We start from the raw sequence: 19905 nt of genomic DNA, 5'->3' as shown, positions 1-19905 counted from the left end.
GGTTACTGTTTATGTATTTGAATCGACAAATGATCTATATGAAATATAGAAATCAAACACAAAATAAATTACTATAATCATATATGAGGTAAATTTATAGGCATGACCCGAGTTGATATAAAAGAGCCACAAATAATTTAATATGCAATTTGAAATTGAAAAAAATTTGTAAATAGCATTATGGTTTTCGAGGTTATTAAAAAAATATCTTTTAGCTACCAAACATAATGTGACACAACCATGCAAGGAAATAAAAAGAAAATTAGGAAGCATTACTACTACGTATGATGCTCCTAGATGTTCATTAAAAACCCTGTTGATTTTACTATAAATAACCGCAGGTATCAGAAAATTGATAAACGTTATGATACCCAAAAAAGTAAAAAGTTGCTTCATTCTCTAATTGTATATGATTTTAAAAGCCAAGGTTTTGAAGAAACCGGTTTTGCTTCCATATTTAGTTTTCTTACCGTCTTCTGATTCTACTCGAACATTTTTTCTTCCATCTTGTAAAATATATTCTCTTGTCTGGTTAGCTGCATCTTTAGCGGTTCTGTAATAATCGGTTAGAAATAGTGCATCGAAAGAAGCTGCTGGCATACCTGCTTTAGAATAAAACACGGGAACATAAACTTCTTTTCTATTCATCTTTTTAGAAATTTCGTAATCTATAATTCCTTTTAGTGAACACTTCCTCTTGATAGAAAAATCTACCATTTTTTTAAAAACACTATAGTCTAAAGCAAGCTCATTAAAGTTATACTTCGTAGCAATAACCCATGCTAAATTTTTCACATAACTTAAATACCATTCTGGCCGCATATAGATCAAATCTGGATAGGTACTGTCAACGAATGCATGTTCAATAGTCGCAAATTTTCCTCCATACATTTTAAATTTATCTTCAGGTTGCAGTAAATAAATATCACGCATTGTTTGCTCCAACGTTTTGTTATTCAGATGTTCTTTTTGAAAGTTTTGATCTGTAAGAAACTTCAAGCCATACTTTTTAATACAGTAATTAAAGTAATCTATCCAAGGTTCAATTTTCGTTGCCAATTTTTGCGATCCCTGTCCCTTCCAATTATCAATAGCCAATTTCATCAGCTGGGGTTTGTCGCTTAACTTGTATGTTGGCAGGCTATTTGGCTTTAGATTATCCAATTCAGTATGAGCATAAGTATCTCCGAAACGGTGTAATAGCTCACCGATTTCTTTTATTTTTTCATTTGGAGTGTATAAGATCTTCAAAGCAGTAATGAATTCTTCAACGCCATGAAAACCTCCAGTTAATGCATGAACATTCTGTTGGACAGTTGGATATAACCAAGTTTGATTGAGTTCATATTCAATTGGGGAATGGATTTTGGTATCAGGTGCTTCGGTCGCTGTAGCCAGTTCTTCCGCTTTGCTTTTACTCATACCAAGCATTAAGCTTATGAGATAAACTGTTGAAAAGTGACCATCAGTTTCATACATTGTATCTTCATCATCCTCAAATATTCCAATCACTACTCCTGGTGCATGTATAGCATCCCACTGAAACTTAGTAAATTTATCACCAGGGGGATAATTCATTACGTTTCCTTGCAAATCAGCCTTATCAAATCCATACTTCTTAAAAGTATGTTCTAAACAAAATATACCATGTCCGATTTCGTGTGCTACCGTGTTACCATCAGCACCTTTAAACAAGTATCCAAATTGCTTTCCCCGAGGCATATCGCCTTTGAGGTTAATAGTACTATCTGATTCATTGAGGACAAACAATACTGACATATCATTAGCCAAGCTTGCTGTTGCTTGTTTGTAGGCATTGTTTAAGGCCTTCATTTCCGCTGTCTGAGTTGAAAACCAACTGCTACCCCTCACGGCAAGTTTTCCATCGTTATTTAAATCCCATTGTGAGTTGTTGAAATTATCGGCCTTAATAACCTTTAGTTTTATACCAATAGGGTTATAGATTGCATTAATTTGTTTCTCAATACTTTCCCCATCAACAGTTGCTTCATTAACAGGCACCAACATTAGGTTAATTAATTTAGGCTGGTATGAAGCGACTAGTAATTTCCCTAGAGTATAATATTTACCATTTGATTTTGGATAAACGGCGAATAGCTCTTGAGCATCGTTTGGAGGCCCACCAATAATTAAGACTTCAAAAGTGTTCTCAGTAACTTTTCTTTTGGTCAACCTGGTACCCTCTGCGGTAATAAATTCAATGCTATCCGCAACTAATATTTTGTCCTTGAGCTCGACCGTAGCTATAACCAAATCCGTTTTGCCCGGCAGAATGGCTTTTGCATTTACGAAATAATTTCCAGTGAGCTTCTCATATACATCCGAGCCAAAGATTTTACTTTTAGCATATTCAGGTTGATATCCATCAAAGGCAAATTTTTGCTTTGGGTGTGGCTTAAAAAAGACATATCCTTTTGCGGTATCCAATGTATTTAGCTCCGCTGATGCCATAGTCAATACCTCTTGCTTACCCACCTCAGCTATTATTGGAAAACCGTTTTCATTGGTTTGTATATTGTAAAGGGTTCCTTGGCTATCTTTGAGTATTACAGGTAATTCCTTTGGTTGTAAAACTGTTATTTCTCCAGCCCCCCCTTTCACGGTTACCATCAGACTTTGAGAAGTATCATCTGGAGTTTTATTCCATTCTACACCGATATCATCTACATTTTTAATTATAAAACCAACAACAAGATCTGCATAATCCTTACCTGTTTGAACCCTGCCCGAACCATATCCACCCTCAATAATCTTGTTAATATTAGCAACTTGAGATTCCGCTGAATCATTAACGGTTTCGATTACACCATCAAAAAGCAACCGATCTGTGTTCACTTTAATCTTATCAAACCGTACTTTAACAATGTTATGTCCCAAGAATGGTATGGTAATATAACCTTCACCTACAAAGCTGTAGCTCCCGCTAACTTTTGTAATCATCACAGGGAATCCACCTGCCATAATTAACTCTCCTGAATTCAAACTTCGAATTGGTAAATGATTGGTAATCTTTATATCAGGGCCAATAATCCCACAATTCTTAACACTTTCTTCATCAGCTATATAATCTGTTTTTATTTTTAAAATATTTGAGTAGGTAGTTTGATCCGCCATGATATTAATATTGCTAAGATCGCATCGGTTTCCCACCCTACATTCATATTCAGTACCTGGCTTAAGGTTTAAAAGTTTAAGTTTTGGATGCAGGGTATTAATCGTAAACCAATCTGAAGAATTATATTCTCGATATTGAACACTATATCCACTCGCATCTTGTCCCGTGTTTATATTGTTTACCCATGTGAGGTATGCATTAACTCCAGTAATTTTGGCATTAATTACAAATGGAGGGCAACAATTATTTTGGTAGGTGAACCAAAAAATTTCACTGTAACCATCATTTCTATAATCTGCGGTCTCCTGTTGTGATGCTGATGAGCTTTTAGCTCTAATTTGCCACGCATATCTTTTCCCCGGAATAAGCTGTGGCTCGGATGGACCAATTAATAATATAGTATTTTTAATTGTTGTCCGATAAAACAACGGAGTATGCTGAAATGCTGTTTGAGGAGGACTTGTTGAGTCCCACAATTCTTTTAAGGTAAACTCATACTCAGTATTGAAATAACCTGTTGAATTGCTTAAATTTCTTGGCGTCCATTGAAAAATTATATTTTGAGCTACGGAAGCTGCTACGCTCTCTCCGTTTGATGGTAAGTTTAATAACGGAGGATCACTTAAGGAAATCCAAGCCATGCAACAACTCTTGCTACTTAAAATTTGGTTTGAATTTACTTCCAAAACCTGGAAGCAAATAGAATACAGCCCCTCAGGGAGCTTATCGCTATGACTATTAACGGAGCTGTTATTTCTCAAGAAAAGGAGGTTTTCCGGCCTAAAATAAGGAGCAAGGTCCTTCAAGTTAAGCCGACGTGGCATCCCGGCATCCAGTGACAAGACCGGAAAGTATACATCATCTTTACTCTGTAATTTTAAGCCCGGCCCTTCCATAAACATTCTCAGCTTAACATTAAGTGCAGGCTTCTGTAAATCAGTATTAAGCAAGATAACTGATAGCCGCTCTGTTGCCACTTCGTAGTAATCACTGAGATACTGGGGATAAGGAGGTATTAATATTGGAGTAAGGGTAACTGGATAAATCTGAGCATTCAAACTCAGTAATGCAAATTGGAAAACTATGACTAAATACAATCTAAAACTAAATTTAGAATTTTGGAGAGCCATTAGTTTTACACAATCCCCTATGTAACCAATTAAAATACTCATTATCTGATAGGGTTATAATAATCAATTATTGCTTCAGACCCTGGTGTTCCATCAGGAAGGGTAAACTTATACTTAACCTTGTATTTACCTTCGCGCATAAATGGGAATTTACCTGCAATCAACCAACGATATTCATTCTGTAGTGGCGTTCCTAAAAATCTGTTGACCACTTGATTTTGTAATTCCAAGAAATCGTCTTTATAAATCCGAGGAAGATCATAGATATAAGGTAGTCGCTGATTTACAAATTGTGAGGTGAAATTACCTTGCTCGAGATTTGTAACATAACTAAAAATGAGAGGGAGCGCCTTAACAGGAACGAATCCTAGACTAACGGTATCTCTTCTCAGGATAATATCTCCATTCAAAGGATATTTTGCATAATTAAGTGGCAGAATATCTTCTTGATAATATGGATGATCAAGAAGGGCGACTGGTTGTAACAACGGCTTATTCTGAGTATAAGCGGTTCCTAAAACTTCTGCAAGTTCAAAAGGTTCGTATAAATTAACTTCTTTTCGAAGATCGATGACATCAGAAGAAACCTTTGCAAAAACATCATGCATAGTTGTTATGCTGGCCACCTTTTCCTTGAAGCTTCCAAAAGAACTGCTATGGAAGGAATAACCTAATATAATTTTGCCCTCATCAGTTCGAATTACATTTTGAGCTTGCTTATTTGTAAGTTGGGTAAAATCGCCTTCATCAGTTTTCTTTGTTTCTGTTATTGAAATTGGACCTGTAGTTTTAGCATCAGATTTACTGAATAGTTCGAAACTATAACTGGTATTAGATTCTAAACTAGATGGCAAATCAAACCTCAATTGCACATGAGCTGAATCGTAGTTAAAATTTATGGGTTCGGCTATTCCTTTTTCCTTTTTAAATGCCAAATATTGATTATATCCCTTCACTCTGAAAAGGTAACTTTGGCCTCTCTTCAGTTGAACAAATCCTTTATTTCTTTCTAACCTGTAAAAATTTCTTTGATTCACAACAGGCCAGCTGTATTCAATATTGGTTAATGGAATTGATTGTGGGGCTATTCCAGTTTTAAATTCAATGTAACGTTCCTCTTCAGCTTTTCTCCCCTCCATGTATACTGTTTGCCAAATTCCATCAACCTGCTGTATGAAGCTTACTTTAGCATAAGCTCTGACGTTAGTATTTGGTGGTAGGATTTCCTTCGAAATAAATGATACTGCATCTTTTCCACTGTTCCATTCCAGTTTACCATTAATTAATTTTCCTCCATCATCACTAAGCTCAAACTTCTCTAATTTAACCCTAAAAATTTTATTTCCAGATTCATCAGCAATGGGTATATCTCGATCAACAGAAAAATTAAATGCTACTTGTGGAGCCGTAAAAACGTCAACATTTTCAGGGTTTTTAGGAGACATATCGGCAATTACACTTATTCCTACCGGATTTTCTTGTCCTCCATTAATGATCTTACATTCATCACCAAACTGAACCTTAAAATTTGCTCTTCCTTTAATTAATCCTCCTAGCACATCATACTGAACCCCCAGATATCCTGTAAACAAAGATGGGTTTGGTAGCCTAGCTTGAAGCAAGGTAGCAACACCGGCTTTAATAATGGGTATCCTTGCCTTTAAAAACCATAAATTAACTTTTACACCCAATTCTCCTTGCATATATGCATATGCCTGGGCGTTAGCATACCACCCATTGATTCCTATTGGTTCAGAATTTTCTTCACAATGAGCATCTGGGTACTGCTTCAACATTAGATCAAACCCTATCCCAGCTTTAAAATTTGCATAAAGTATCAGAAACGTAATATCTCCAGTAGCGATGGCCAGGCGTGAACCAAGTGCGAATCCCCTTCCATCTTCTAGCGCATTGAGATCTCTCATGTAATCAAGTTGCCGTAAATCTAATCCTAAAATGTCCGCCACTTCCTGAGGGGGAGGCGGAGAAGCTGGTATTTTAGTTCCAATCATGAAATAGCTTTCGGTTTTTAGACTAAAGCTACCCAAACCAAACTGCAATCCAATTGGATCACTTGGTGTTCCCATATAAATGTACCATTCCTTTGGTGCGAAATGCAATACAGCGTAACCCGCCCTATTTTTGTCCCCAACTCCCCTCAGAAGTCCTTTAGCTGCGTTAACAAAAATGTCAAAGTTTGCATGAAATGTACTGGCATTAAAGTCATAGCTAATTCCCATGTAAGCTGCCAGTCCCTTAGAAAAATCTACTTCTGCTGAAACTTCTCTGGCCGCTTTCTGTGGATCTTTTATTGTTAGATTCTGAATGCTGTTTAATTTATCTATTTTCAATACATCAGACAAGCCCTCAAGTTGCGTTGAAACCTTGTCCTGTACATCATTCAGAACCTTACTTGCTGCATTTAAAGCACTTCCCACAAGTGGAATTTTTTCCATGAACTTGGCACTTCCAAAAAGCCCTATGTAATTAAGTCCCCCATGCCTGTTAAATGCCATTTCAAATTCAACTAATCCATTGCAGACCTCATCCTTGCTTACGTTAAATAATACTCCGGCTTTTACACCTAGCCCCATTGCTAAATCTGGCTTATATTCAGGCATTAAATGCGCTGAACTCGAGCTTACACTTTGTCTGATCTTGCTCATTCTATAATAAACACCTCCAACAAATCCGTTCACATTAATAGGAGCAGGCGGCGCAATTGGTATCCCACCAGAACCAAAGCTTGCTCGTCCATCTACGAACCAATACCTAAACTCCTTCTTACCAAATATTGCTCTTACTCTCACCTCCATGGCACCTAAGGCCTGAAAAGTTGCTTGAATTCCACCTCCAAACCCCTCACCATAAATAGGATCATTGTGTAACAAATTAAGTTCTCCATTGAGAATCACTTTTCCAATGTTGACATTATTAAGCTTAATAGCAGTTAATCCTAAATCCTTAAAACTCCATTTATGCAATCCTTCATTTTGTTCAAAAAGTGAATTAAAAACCAGCTTTGTATCTGCTTTAAATCCTTCATCCATTAACGTAACTTTTACACCAAAAGTCAGGATTGCTTCTTTTCTACTGGATACCAGGGCAATACTATCAATTGATACCGGAAAATTCCCAACACTTAGTTCTCCATCATATCCGAAATAATCAACAGATAAGTAAGGTTCAACCGTCTTTAACCTTAAGCCTTTAAATTCTATCCCCTTGAATTGAGCAATAGCATTAGATGATGTGTCGTCTTTGTTTTTCCTTCCCTCAATATCCATTTTACCATAAAGGTTTGCCTCTGGTAAAAACTGATCGTCCTTCACCAATAATTTGACATATGAATTTTTATCCAGAGTAGCTTTGGCTTGCCACAGATTAAAATTAATTTTTTCTCTGGGTGCGATCGTGAGCCAATATTTATTATCATTCGTTATTACAGCTTCGTATTTCAAAGCCTCATCATCATCTTTAGATATCGGCAAGCCAATAAGCCCCTTAAAACCAGCAGCTACCAAAGTATTCGCTTCTAATTCGACATTGAATTGATCTACTGAAAACTTCCAACCTGAGGCTGACCCATCACTAAAGGATAGTATATCCTTCGCATAAAAATTGCCACTTACGCCATTATTATCAATTAATAGATCTTTTGCGATAAAACTAATTCTATCATTCGTAGTTCTTTTTGTGAATGTTTTGGGTAACATCACCTCTAATTTCTCTATATATAATCCACGCCACAGATCACTGCTCGGATAACTCAAATACTTTGATTCGTAGCCTGCAGGGAAAGAAATATTTTTACTGTTCCGTTGATCGCTAAAATCAAATGTGGCGTTAGTAACTGAAAATACAATGTCCTTTAATCCTACAAATTGAAATTTAGGTAAACTTATATCAACAAGAATGTCATTCCAATCGGAAACAACTGTTTGAAAATATCCTATAACTTTTTTTGTATCATCGGCAATTGGATTGCCGCTTGCAGAACAAGGAACTAAAAGACTTCTGGGAAATACAACATCTGCAGAGATCCCCATTTCCTTAAACCCATTACAATCTATTTCTAAATAGGTAAGATTATCTGAAGCTTTACCATTTTTGAAATCAAACCCTCCTTTAAGAATCACCTTACCATTTTCTCCAATAAAATCTATCGGTACATCTCCCAGCAAAACCAGTTTGGCATCACCAACAATACCACCTTCATAGGAAAGCTTTAATCCACTAATACCAAAAAATAGTTCGCCAGGGTGTTGCGGAATTTCGACTTTTGCATATAGAGTTAGTTCAGCATGTGTGGCATGAAATACCGCACTACTAATTGCGATTTTATAGGTGATATTGTTAATCGTGCGTTTTAACCCGATAGGTAATTCGTTAAGATCAGCCGGGCTTAACATATCTACATATCTGTTTTTCTGGTCAACCTTTGCAACTGCATTTACCGCCCATTGTCTAACAATAGCCATATCAGAATTTTTGGGTTGCTGCCCATAGCAAAATGATACAGTCAGAAAAAGAGCTGCAAAGGTTAAGAACCAGATATGAAAGCGAGAGCTAGAAATCACTGCGTTAATGTTTTTATATTTCCGGGAAGCTGTTAAGATTCCTACTGATGCCACAGCCAATTACTGAGCCAAATAAACCAAACTCTGATAAAACTGTCTACAGCCCTTTTCTAGCACCCGGCAGCTTTAAAATTGTGCAACCTATTCCCCAAAAAAAGTGCGCTATTTCCCCAGCATTCTTATTCCACTTTAAACTTTTTACTACTTATCGCTATACCCAGTCTTAATGTTTACCATTTCGATACTTGCTACTTGATTCTCATCCTTGATACTTAATTTCCGATCCCTCGCTTACTCGCCTCCAATACTCATTTCTAAGTACCCTGCCGCTGCACCTGTATAAGCGTTTACACAAGCCTTACCATTTTAGCCCACCCTCAACTGTATAATTTGTACGGAGAATGTAATGTTGCAGTACACCTACAGGTATTAAATGCTTCTATTTAATTTTTTATAAGCTGCTGTGTAAAGGCTTCACAATCAACACCTACAGGTGCATTTTCACACTTAATCGGAGTAAATTGTAAAAAAAACCTATGAAAAAATTAGTTTATGTGTTACTCCTATCGCAGCTGGTATGGGTAACAGGCTGCCGTAAAGATCTGATTGATTATTTTGGTGGCGCACACGGCAACAAAAAATATACGGTAAATTTCCGCCTTGGCGGACTTAACCACAACGTGGGTGAACCGAATGTTGGTTTCCAACCAGAGCCCCTGCAAAATTACATTGGCCAGCTAAGCATAATTGCCTACAGTATTGCCAGTGGCGAAGAGGTTGCGCGCCAAACCCAGTTAAGCAGCGACCCTAATTTCGGGCAAATTGCCTTTAGCCTGCCCCAGGGAAACTACAGCTTTGTAGCAGCAGGATCCAAAACCCCATTTGGCATTAACCGCTTCTACCAAACCGCTGCCACCCCGGATATAAAGCTTCAGGAAAGCCAGGCATTTATGCAATATCTTTTTAATGGCCCTTCTGAAGGTGATAAAAACTACATTACTTCTGATACCTTCCTGGCAAAGGATACGGTGAACATAACCGCAAATAAAACCGTTGATATGATGATGCAACGGATTATTGGAGCCATAGAAGTATCTTTTAACGATACGCCTACCTTTAATGCTGAACTTCGCGGCGAAATGACAGGTTATCCTTTTAACTCGGGTATACCTTTTGGCGGTGTTGTGGTACGCCCACACTTTTATGTAAATACGGCTGCCAACGGCCCCTTAAAACTATTGATTTTGGCTACTGCGGGTACGCTTTGGCTCGATATTGACCCACCCATGACCAACGCTATACGGGTAGTTATACCGGTACAAAAAAACAAAACCACCAAAGTTAGCGGCAACATTTACAGCAACCAGCTTACGTTTACTTTTCAATAACCTCACCTGTAAAACCATACCCTAAAATGAAAAAAATTATCTTCTTGTTACTCTTATCACAGCTGGTATGGGTAACAGGCTGCCGTAAAGATCTGATTGATTATTTCGCTGGCGCACATGGCAACAAAAAGTATACGGTAAACTTTCGCATTGGCGGACTTAACCACAATATTGGTGAACCGAATGTAGGTTACCAAACGGAGCCCCTGCAAAACTATATTAAGTACCTGAGCATTATTGTTTACGATGTAAAAACCGGCGCTGAGGTAGCCCGGCAGATACAGAAAGATACTGATGTAAACTTCGGACAAATTGCCTTTAGCCTGCCCGCCAACAATTATCATTTTGTGGCAGCGGGATCTAACACGCTTTTCAGGATCAACCGCTTTTACGAGCTGCCAGAAACGCCACCTTTACAGCTCCCTTATGCGGAGGCATATATGCAGTGGGCTTATGAAGATCCATCAGAAGGGGAAAAAAGATACCGAACCACCGATACATTTATAGCCAATGCTACCAGCAACATAACGGCTAACCAAACACTTGACATGATTATGCAACGCCAAATTGGTAAGGTAGAAGTTACTTTTAATGATACCCCTCAATTCAGGGTGGAGCTGCACCAGGAAGCGACGGCCATAACCTTTGCTAGTAAGACCACCATGCATGGGGTAGTTTTTCGCCCACAATTTCAGGTAAATACGGGTATAAATGGTCCGTTTAGGTTAGATATCCTGGCTACTGGTGGTAATATTTGGTTAGAGGTTACACCACCAGGAAGGCTCCCGATAGACGTTTTTGTACCTATACAAAAAAACAAAACCACTAAAGTTACGGGCAACATTTACACCAATGAACTTCAATTCAGTTTTCAATAATCTGGCCTGTAAAGCACCTTCCTGATATGAAAAAAATTATATTCCTGCTACTCCTATCTCAGCTGGTATGGCTAACAGGCTGCCGTAAAGATCTGATTGATTATTTCGGTAGCACACATGGCAACAAAAAGTATACGGTAAACTTCCGCATTGGCGGACTTAACCACACCGTTGGCGAGCCGAATGTTGGTTTCCAAACGGAGCCCCTGCAAAACTACATTAAGTACCTGAGCATTATTGTTTACGATGTTGCTACGGGAGCCGAGGTAGCCCGGCAGGTACAAGCCTCAACGGATGTTAATTACGGACAAATTAGTTTTAGCTTACCCGCCAATAACTACCATTTTGTGGCTGCAGGTTCGAACACCCGGTTTCGCCTTAACCGCTTCTACGAATTACCCGACACGCCGCCCTTAACCCTGTCTTATGCCGAGGCTTATATGCAATGGGCTTATGACTTGCCTTATGAGGGAGAAAAAACCTACCTGACTACCGATACTTATGTGGCTAAAACAACCAGTAACATAACCGGCAATAAAACGGTGGATTTAATGATGCAGCGGCAGAATGGTGCCATAGAGGTTTCTTTTACTGATGCACCACAGTTTATTGCAGAATTAAGGGGAGAGATGACGGCCGTTAAGTTCGACTCCGGACTTCCGCTAAATGGCGTAACTTTTCGCCCGCACATACCGGTAAATACGGCTACAGACGGACCGCTTAAATTAAAAATCCTGGCTACCAATGGTACCTTCTGGATTGATGCCGACCCTCCGGGAGCATACCCCATAGCTGTTACCATACCTGTACAAAAGAACAAAGTAACCAAGGTTACAGGAAACCTGCTCACCGAGCAATTTACCTTTACCATACAGTAACATCCCCTGTTTAAAACGCCGTAGCGTCATCCGTTTAGGAACGCTACGGTTTTTTGTTGAAAGTCCAGAGTTGTGAGTAGGGAGTTGGGAGCTGGGAGTCGTGAGTTCTGAGTCAAAAGTCTAGAGTCCTGAGTCAAGAGACAAAAGGTTAAAAGTCTTAAACCATGTGCCCTTGGATACTCCAAACCCCTATAAAACACGAAAACCCCTCAGTATTAACTGAAGGGTTCCGTTTTAAGATCTGGCACCGACCTACTCTCCCACGTGTTACCGCAGTACCATCGGCTCTGGCGGGCTTAACTTCTCTGTTCGGAATGGGAAGAGGTGGACACCGCCGATATAGGCACCTGAATATTTTTATTTAAGTGTAAAGTTGTAGAGTTTAAAGTATCATTACTTTTAACTTGCCACTTTTAACTTTCAACTTAATGATTATGATTAAGAACAAGCAGCCACACATGGCCTTCTATAAAACACGAAAACCCCTCAGAGTTAACTGAGGGGTTCCGTTTAAGATCTGGCACCGACCTACTCTCCCACGTGTTACCGCAGTACCATCGGCTCTGGCGGGCTTAACTTCTCTGTTCGGAATGGGAAGAGGTGGACACCGCCGATATAGGCACCTGAATATTTTTATTTAAGTAATAAGTGGTAAGTATCAAGTTGTAAGTAAAACTTACTTAAACCCTATAACTTATAACCATCAACTTAAATGACATATTATTGAAAGAAGTTAAGTTTCGAAGAGCAAACAACTTGTGTTGCTTTGAAAGCTTCGGGTGATTAGTATTACTCGACTGTGATGTCACCATCTTTACATCTGTAACCTATCAACGTAGTAGTCTGCTACGGCCCTATATGGAATTCTCATCTCGTGGCTAGTTTCGCACTTAGATGCTTTCAGCGCTTATCTATTCCCAGCGTAGCTACTCTGCAATGCCCCTGGCGGAACAACAGATTCACTAGAGGCTGGTCCAACCCGGTCCTCTCGTACTAAGGTCAGCCCCACTCAAAATTCCTACGCCCACAACAGATAGGGACCGAACTGTCTCGCGACGTTCTGAACCCAGCTCGCGTGCCACTTTAATCGGCGAACAGCCGAACCCTTGGGACCTTCTCCAGCCCCAGGATGTGACGAGCCGACATCGAGGTGCCAAACCTCCCCGTCGATATGAGCTCTTGGGGGAGATCAGCCTGTTATCCCCAGCGTACCTTTTATCCTTTGAGCGATGGCCCTTCCATGCAGAACCACCGGATCACTATATCCGTCTTTCGACCCTGATCGACCTGTATGTCTCACAGTCAAGCAAGCTTATGCTATTGCACTCCCCGTACGGTTACCAAGCGTACTGAGCTTACCTTTGAAAGCCTCCGTTACCTTTTTGGAGGCGACCACCCCAGTCAAACTACCCATCAAACAATGTCCTCCCACTAAGGGAGTTAGACACCGAATACAGAAAGGGTGGTATTTCAACGTTGGCTCCACGATGCCTGGCGACACCGCTTCATAGCCTCCCACCTATCCTACACATCCTGTACCCAATGTCAATGTTAAATTGTAGTGAAGGTGCATGGGGTCTTTCCGTCCCGTTGCGGGTACCCGGCGTCTTCACCGGGACCACAATTTCACCGAGCTCATGGCTGAGACAGCGCCCAGATCGTTACACCATTCGTGCAGGTCGGAACTTACCCGACAAGGAATTTCGCTACCTTAGGACCGTTATAGTTACGGCCGCCGTTTACTGGGGCTTCGATTCAATGCTTCTCCTTGCGGATGACATCCCCTCTTAACCTTCCAGCACCGGGCAGGTGTCAGGCCTTATACCTCATCTTTCGATTTTGCAAAGCCATGTGTTTTTGTTAAACAGTCGCCTGGGCCTTTTCACTGCGGCTGATATTGCTACCAGCGCCCCTTCTCCCGAAGTTACAGGGCCATTTTGCCGAGTTCCTTAGCCATGATTCACTCGAGCACCTTAGAATCCTCTTCCCGGATACCTGTGTCGGTTTGCGGTACGGGTTTTTATAACCTGAAGCTTAGCGGTTTTTCTTGGAAGTCTGATTACCTGCACTATCCACTTACCCGAAGGCTCGCGGTACTATCAGCGTTCAGCACACTCGGCGGATTTGCCTACCAAATGTATACCTACAGCCTTCAACGATCTATTCCGTCAGATCGCGGCAGTGTCACTACTCCGTCCCCACATCGCAGTTATAAAAAGTACTGGAATATTAACCAGTTGTCCATCGAATATCCCCTTCGGGTTCTCCTTAGGTCCCGACTAACCCTGATCCGATTAGCGTTGATCAGGAAACCTTATCCTTTCGGTGGGCGGGTTTCTCGCCCGCCTTATCGTTACTTATGCCTACATTTGCTTTTCTAGAAGCTCCAGCACCCATTACCAGGTACCTTCACTGCCGCTAGAATGCTCCCCTACCGATATATTTCAATCCCATAGCTTCGGTGTACAATTTAATGCCCGTTTATTATCCATGCCCGGCCGCTCGACTAGTGAGCTGTTACGCACTCTTTAAATGAATGGCTGCTTCCAAGCCAACATCCTAGCTGTCTGTGCAACCGGACCTCGTTAGTTCAACTTAACTGTAACTTGGGGACCTTAGCTGATGGTCTGGGTTCTTTCCCTCTCGGCGCGTGACCTTAGCACCCCGCGCCTCACTGCAGATCATATTTCATAGCATTCGGAGTTTGTCTGGATTTGGTAGGATTTGACTCCCCCGCACCCAATCAGTAGCTCTACCTCTATGAAACTTAATATCCACGCTGTTCCTAAAAACATTTCGGGGAGTACGAGCTATTTCCCAGTTTGATTAGCCTTTCACCCCTACCCACAGATCATCCGGAAACTTTTCAACGTTTATCGGTTCGGTCCTCCAGTACGTGTTACCGCACCTTCAACCTGTCCATGGGTAGATCACAAGGTTTCGCGTCTACCTCCTCTGACTATACGCCCTATTCAGACTCGCTTTCGCTTCGGATCCGTGCCTGAAGCACTTAACCTTGCCAGAGAAGAGTAACTCGTAGGCTCATTATGCAAAAGGCACGCCGTCACACCACCTGGATGCTCCGACCGCTTGTAAGTACACGGTTTCAGGTTCTATTTCACTCCCCTGTTCGGGGTTCTTTTCACCTTTCCCTCACGGTACTGGTTCACTATCGGTCTCTCGGGAGTATTTAGCCTTACCGGATGGTGCCGGCAGATTCCCACAAGGCGTCTCCGACCTCGCGGTACTCAGGATACTGTTAGGCCAATGGTATTTACGTGTACAGGGCTATCACCTTGTGTCGCCGGGCTTCCCATCCCGTTCCACTTCATTACATTGTAACCACATCACAGTCCTACAACCCCACACATGCCGTAACAGGTGTGGTTTGGGCTCTTTCCCTTTCGCTCGCCACTACTCAGGAAATCATTGTTATTTTCTCTTCCTCTGCTTACTTAGATGTTTCAGTTCGGCAGGTTTGCTCCATTATGGTGACATGTCTTCAACATGCCGGGTTGCCCCATTCGGAAATCACCGGGTATAGTTCCTATTTGCAGATCACCGGTGCTTATCGCAGCTTATCACGTCCTTCATCGCCTCCGAGAGCCAAGGCATCCCCCGTGTACTCTTCTTTACTTTCTTCTACGCATACGCCTTTTGCGCCGTATGGTATGCTTTTTTGCTCTTGCTATGATGTCTCATACCATATCCAGGTTGCCCCTTCAATGGTGAGCACAAACACAACAGTCGCCTATTGTTGTTTGCTCTTCTTTTTTAACTTCTTCCAATATGTCAAAGAACTTTACTGAAACCGAAAACCAAGGGTATAAAGGTGTAGGGTGTCATGTGCCCCAACCTAAGCCTTGTCACAGCTTCGTTAGTGAAAATTGCGGGCTCGAACCGTTTCTCTGTGCCCCGATGGCATTCTCTTCTTTTTCTTGATGTCAATGTATGCTACCGATCCAGGTAGCTTTGTTTTTGAGTTGTAAGTTTTAAGTTTTATGTTATAAGTTTTAAAACCTATAACTTATTACTTACCACTTATAACTTCCAGTGGAGAATAACGGAGTCGAACCGTTGACCTCCTGCGTGCAAGGCAGGCGCTCTAGCCAGCTGAGCTAATTCCCCGAAAGATATGTTGCAGTTTTCTGTTCCACGTTTGCAGTATATATAACTGTAAACTCTTAACTGTTAACTCCCTTATAGTAGTCCCGTCCAGATTTGAACTGGAGACCCCTACATTATCAGTGTAGTGCTCTAACCAGGCTGAGCTACGGGACTTTCTGATCTTAGATTTCCTGACCCACGATTTTAGATTTAATGCAATCGCAAACCGTAAATCAAAAATCGTAATTCAATTTCAATCTCGCCTCTCAAAGATTTGTTAAAGCCACTGAGTGGTTAATCTTTTGGGTGTGTCTTTTTTAGTCGTTAGTATAAAGTATATCGTACCAAGGCCATGTGGCCTTTTCAACTTATAACTTAATACTTTCAACTTTTTAACTTTTATTAGAGTATCATGTTGCGCAGCGAGTAGTCAATGCTACTCCAGAAAGGAGGTATTCCAGCCGCACCTTCCGGTACGGCTACCTTGTTACGACTTAGCCCCAGTTACCGGTTTTACCCTAGGACGCTCCTTGCGGTTACATACTTTAGGTACCCCCAGCTTCCATGGCTTGACGGGCGGTGTGTACAAGGCCCGGGAACGTATTCACCGCGTCATTGCTGATACGCGATTACTAGCGAATCCAACTTCATGGGGTCGAGTTGCAGACCCCAATCCGAACTGTGAACGGCTTTGTGAGATTCGCATTACATTGCTGTATAGCTGCCCTCTGTACCGTCCATTGTAGCACGTGTGTAGCCCCGGACGTAAGGGCCATGATGACTTGACGTCGTCCCCTCCTTCCTCTCTGTTTGCACAGGCAGTCTGTTTAGAGTCCCCACCATTACATGCTGGCAACTAAACATAGGGGTTGCGCTCGTTGCGGGACTTAACCCAACACCTCACGGCACGAGCTGACGACAGCCATGCAGCACCTAGTTTCGTGTGATTGCTCACTTATCCATCTCTGGATAATTCACTAACTTTCAAGCCCGGGTAAGGTTCCTCGCGTATCATCGAATTAAACCACATGCTCCTCCGCTTGTGCGGGCCCCCGTCAATTCCTTTGAGTTTCACCCTTGCGGGCGTACTCCCCAGGTGGAACACTTAACGCTTTCGCTTAGCCGCTGACTGTGTATCGCCAACAGCGAGTGTTCATCGTTTAGGGCGTGGACTACCAGGGTATCTAATCCTGTTTGATCCCCACGCTTTCGTGCCTCAGCGTCAATAAGACCATAGTAAGCTGCCTTCGCAATCGGTGTTCTGAGACATATCTATGCATTTCACCGCTACTTGTCTCATTCCGCCTACCTCTAGTCCATTCAAGCCCGTCAGTATCAAGGGCACTGCGATGGTTGAGCCACCGTCTTTCACCCCTGACTTAACAGGCCGCCTACGCACCCTTTAAACCCAATAAATCCGGATAACGCTTGGATCCTCCGTATTACCGCGGCTGCTGGCACGGAGTTAGCCGATCCTTATTCTTCCGGTACATTCAGCTACTTACTCGTAAGCAGGTTTATTCCCGGATAAAAGCAGTTTACAACCCATAGGGCAGTCTTCCTGCACGCGGCATGGCTGGTTCAGAGTTGCCTCCATTGACCAATATTCCTTACTGCTGCCTCCCGTAGGAGTCTGGTCCGTGTCTCAGTACCAGTGTGGGGGGCCATCCTCTCAGATCCCCTAGTCATCGTCGCCTTGGTGGGCCGTTACCCCGCCAACTAGCTAATGACACGCATGCCCATCTTTATCCTATAAATATTTGATCATTGTACAATGCTGTACTGTGATTTTATGCGGTGTTAATCCGGATTTCTCCGGGCTATCCCCCTGATAAAGGTAGGTTGCATACGCGTTACGCACCCGTGCGCCGGTCTCAAGGAAAGCAAGCTCTCCTCTACCCCTCGACTTGCATGTATTAGGCCTGCCGCTAGCGTTCATCCTGAGCCAGGATCAAACTCTCCATTGTAAAATGTGTTTTGAAACTGACCAGTTTTAACTATGTTAAAAATAGTCTTCTTTTTTAATTTTGTCTGTTAGTCACTGACTTTAAAATAAAGCGACGGTATTCTGTACTTGAATGCGTACTTCATTACCCCGCTACGCTACATTGACATCTCTTTTAAGAACTTATTGATCTGGTAAACCTCACGGCCGATCTCTTTTATATCTTCTGGACCGAAGTCCGTCTGTATCTTTTTTTAAACCCCTTTCCGACATCCGCCGTTCCGGGAACCCCTTTCGTTTCCGTTTGGGATTGCAAAGGTAGAAAAACTTTTTTAATCCGCAAGAAAAATATTTTTATTTTTCCGCTTTTCTTTTCAACCTTATTTCAATTATCACCCTCTCCATATCCCCCTGTCACTTTCCGTTCCTTCCGAACCGGGCTGCAAAGGTAGTGAACTTTTTTAATCCTGCAAGAAGTATTTTAAAATAATTCTAAACCCCTCTTTTCATCCGCTTTTGCACACCTTTCAAGCTAAACCGTTTCCTCCGAAGCGGGATGCAAAAGTAGAAAAAATATCCACGCAGGCAAATAGTAAATGCCTTTTATTTTAGGTAAACCGCCTAAACAAATGGTTATCAGCACGAAAAAATAAAACAGGGGGTAAAACAAACCCAGGGAAAGGTTGTTTGAGCGGCAAAATGGGAGGCTGTATTTTAAAAAGTTAGGCAGTCAGTCCTTCGACAGGCTCAGGATGACAGTTGATGTATACAACAGGCAGGTTTTACCCCTCCGAAGCACTACTGCCCCGGCAAAACTAAACCCGACTGTATGGAAAACCCGCGGACGAGGTAACGAGGACGGGGATTTGGAAGGAAGGCGGGACTGCCGCAACCGAAATGCACAGTAACCTGATTTGCTAAAAAAGGAATACGGAATAAAAAACAGGGCGCTTTGCCTGTATCTCCTGCTTTTAGGTATTATACGATATTGCTGAAACGCTTAACAGGCTTACCTGAGTCCTTCGACAGGCTCAGGATGACAATTGATGTATACACCAGGCAGGTTTTACCCCTCCGAAGCACTACTGCCCCGGCAAAACTAAACCCGACTGTATGGAAAACCCGCGGACGAGGTAACGAGGACGGGGATTTGAAAGGAAGGCGGGACTGCTGCAACCGAAATGCACAGTAACCTGATTTGCTAAAAGGAATACGCAGTAAAAAACAGGGCGCTTTGCCTATACCTCCTGCTTTTAGGCATTATACGATATTGCTGAAACGCTTAACAGGCTTACCTGAGTCCTTCGACAAGCTCAGGATGACAGTTGATGACCGCAGCAACCGAAATGCACAGCAACCTGATTTGCTAAAAAAGGAAGGCGGAATAAAAAACAGGGAGTTTGCCAATACCTGCTGTTTTGAATGTTATACTATATAGTATGGGTAAAAGCGGTTGCATGGTTAAAGGATACAGCTTTATTGCGATGGTTAGTACTGCCCTGTACTGAGCAATACCAAAGTACAGGCTTCTACTGGTTCTATACCGTGCTGATCTAAAAGCTTTTCTAACGCATAGTTCTCGGTGCCGGGGTTAAAAATTACCCGTTTAGGCTTGGTTTCTAAAATATAATCGTGGTATTGGGCCTGTAAGGGCGGACCAATATAAAGCGTTATGGTATCAATATCGTGATGGATTGTACCTTGTTTTTCGATTTCTACACCTGCAACTGCTCCTTTTTTTATGCCAACATTCACAATTTCATGATTAAATCGCGTTAGCATGTGTGCAGCTTTGTAAGCGTAACGGTTTGGATCTGGCGAAGCACCAATAATGAGTGTCTTTTTCATTTGAACGGATTGAGT

At 41.8% G+C, this 19905-nt stretch carries 6 protein-coding genes, 2 tRNA genes and 4 rRNA genes; 3 read left to right on the top strand and 9 right to left on the bottom strand.

Translation table 11 applies throughout. The features are described 5' to 3' along the window. Positions 1-399 precede the first annotated feature (399 nt). Both ACQY77_RS16515 and ACQY77_RS16510 read right to left on the bottom strand, forming a co-directional pair. On the bottom strand, positions 400-4308 hold the full coding sequence (locus tag ACQY77_RS16515; RefSeq protein WP_421941081.1) for a fibronectin type III domain-containing protein: 3909 nt from the start codon (positions 4306-4308) through the stop codon (positions 400-402). Continuing rightward, positions 4308-8747 carry a hypothetical protein gene (locus ACQY77_RS16510; RefSeq protein ID WP_421941082.1) on the bottom strand — a complete coding sequence of 1480 codons (4440 nt, stop codon included), beginning with the start codon at positions 8745-8747 and terminating at the stop codon, positions 4308-4310. The genes ACQY77_RS16515 and ACQY77_RS16510 overlap by 1 nt, the downstream gene beginning before the upstream one ends. 635 nt (positions 8748-9382) lie before the next feature. On the opposite strand from ACQY77_RS16510, the gene ACQY77_RS16505 reads away from it, so the two are divergent. Genes ACQY77_RS16505 through ACQY77_RS16495 form a run of 3 tightly spaced genes read left to right on the top strand, consistent with a single transcriptional unit; the run spans position 9383 to position 11990 of the window. Then, a complete protein-coding gene (locus tag ACQY77_RS16505; protein WP_421941083.1) occupies positions 9383-10234 on the top strand; it encodes a FimB/Mfa2 family fimbrial subunit in 852 nt (283 codons plus the stop codon). A 26-nt stretch (positions 10235-10260) separates the two neighbouring features. Beyond that, positions 10261-11112: a hypothetical protein gene (locus tag ACQY77_RS16500; RefSeq protein WP_421941084.1), complete on the top strand. Its 852-nt coding sequence runs from the start codon at positions 10261-10263 to the stop codon at positions 11110-11112. 26 nt (positions 11113-11138) lie between these two features. After that, positions 11139-11990 (top strand): hypothetical protein, encoded by an 852-nt coding sequence (locus ACQY77_RS16495; RefSeq protein WP_421941085.1) that lies wholly within the window; start codon positions 11139-11141, stop codon positions 11988-11990. 239 nt (positions 11991-12229) lie between these two features. On the opposite strand, the gene rrf (ACQY77_RS16490) is transcribed toward ACQY77_RS16495, so the two are convergent. The 7 genes from rrf (ACQY77_RS16490) to ACQY77_RS16460 form a co-directional block, all read right to left on the bottom strand. Then, positions 12230-12341: ribosomal RNA gene (gene rrf, locus ACQY77_RS16490) — 5S ribosomal RNA — on the bottom strand. A 164-nt stretch (positions 12342-12505) separates the two neighbouring features. Next, positions 12506-12617 (bottom strand): 5S ribosomal RNA (gene rrf / locus ACQY77_RS16485). 137 nt (positions 12618-12754) lie between these two features. Then, positions 12755-15632 (bottom strand): 23S ribosomal RNA (locus tag ACQY77_RS16480). 412 nt (positions 15633-16044) lie between these two features. After that, positions 16045-16118, bottom strand: a tRNA-Ala gene (locus ACQY77_RS16475). Between the two features lie 78 nt (positions 16119-16196). Next, positions 16197-16271 (bottom strand) — tRNA-Ile (locus ACQY77_RS16470). Positions 16272-16542: 271 nt separating this feature from the next. Next, a 16S ribosomal RNA gene (locus ACQY77_RS16465) occupies positions 16543-18064 on the bottom strand. The 16S, 23S and 5S rRNA genes sit together here with 2 tRNA genes alongside, the layout of an rRNA operon. 1466 nt (positions 18065-19530) lie before the next feature. Beyond that, complete coding sequence (locus tag ACQY77_RS16460; RefSeq protein WP_421941086.1) at positions 19531-19890, bottom strand: CoA-binding protein; 360 nt, start codon at positions 19888-19890, stop codon at positions 19531-19533. Between the last annotated feature and the right edge of the window lie 15 nt (positions 19891-19905).

This window comes from Pedobacter sp., assembly GCF_965279535.1.
Taxonomy (GTDB): domain Bacteria; phylum Bacteroidota; class Bacteroidia; order Sphingobacteriales; family Sphingobacteriaceae; genus Pedobacter.
The sequence above is the reverse complement of the archived record's forward strand: the minus strand, read 5'-3'. Positions and strand labels throughout refer to the sequence as shown.

What these genes read in the sequence shown, in the direction of transcription:
- ACQY77_RS16500 (WP_421941084.1), top strand. Translation starts at nt 10,261, where the DNA reads ATGAAAAAAATTATCTTCTTGTTACTCTTATCACAGCTGGTATGGGTA.
- ACQY77_RS16515 (WP_421941081.1), bottom strand. Translation starts at nt 4,308, where the DNA reads ATGAGTATTTTAATTGGTTACATAGGGGATTGTGTAAAACTAATGGCT.
- ACQY77_RS16505 (WP_421941083.1), top strand. Translation starts at nt 9,383, where the DNA reads ATGAAAAAATTAGTTTATGTGTTACTCCTATCGCAGCTGGTATGGGTA.
- ACQY77_RS16510 (WP_421941082.1), bottom strand. Translation starts at nt 8,747, where the DNA reads ATGGCTATTGTTAGACAATGGGCGGTAAATGCAGTTGCAAAGGTTGAC.
- ACQY77_RS16460 (WP_421941086.1), bottom strand. Translation starts at nt 19,890, where the DNA reads ATGAAAAAGACACTCATTATTGGTGCTTCGCCAGATCCAAACCGTTAC.
- ACQY77_RS16495 (WP_421941085.1), top strand. Translation starts at nt 11,139, where the DNA reads ATGAAAAAAATTATATTCCTGCTACTCCTATCTCAGCTGGTATGGCTA.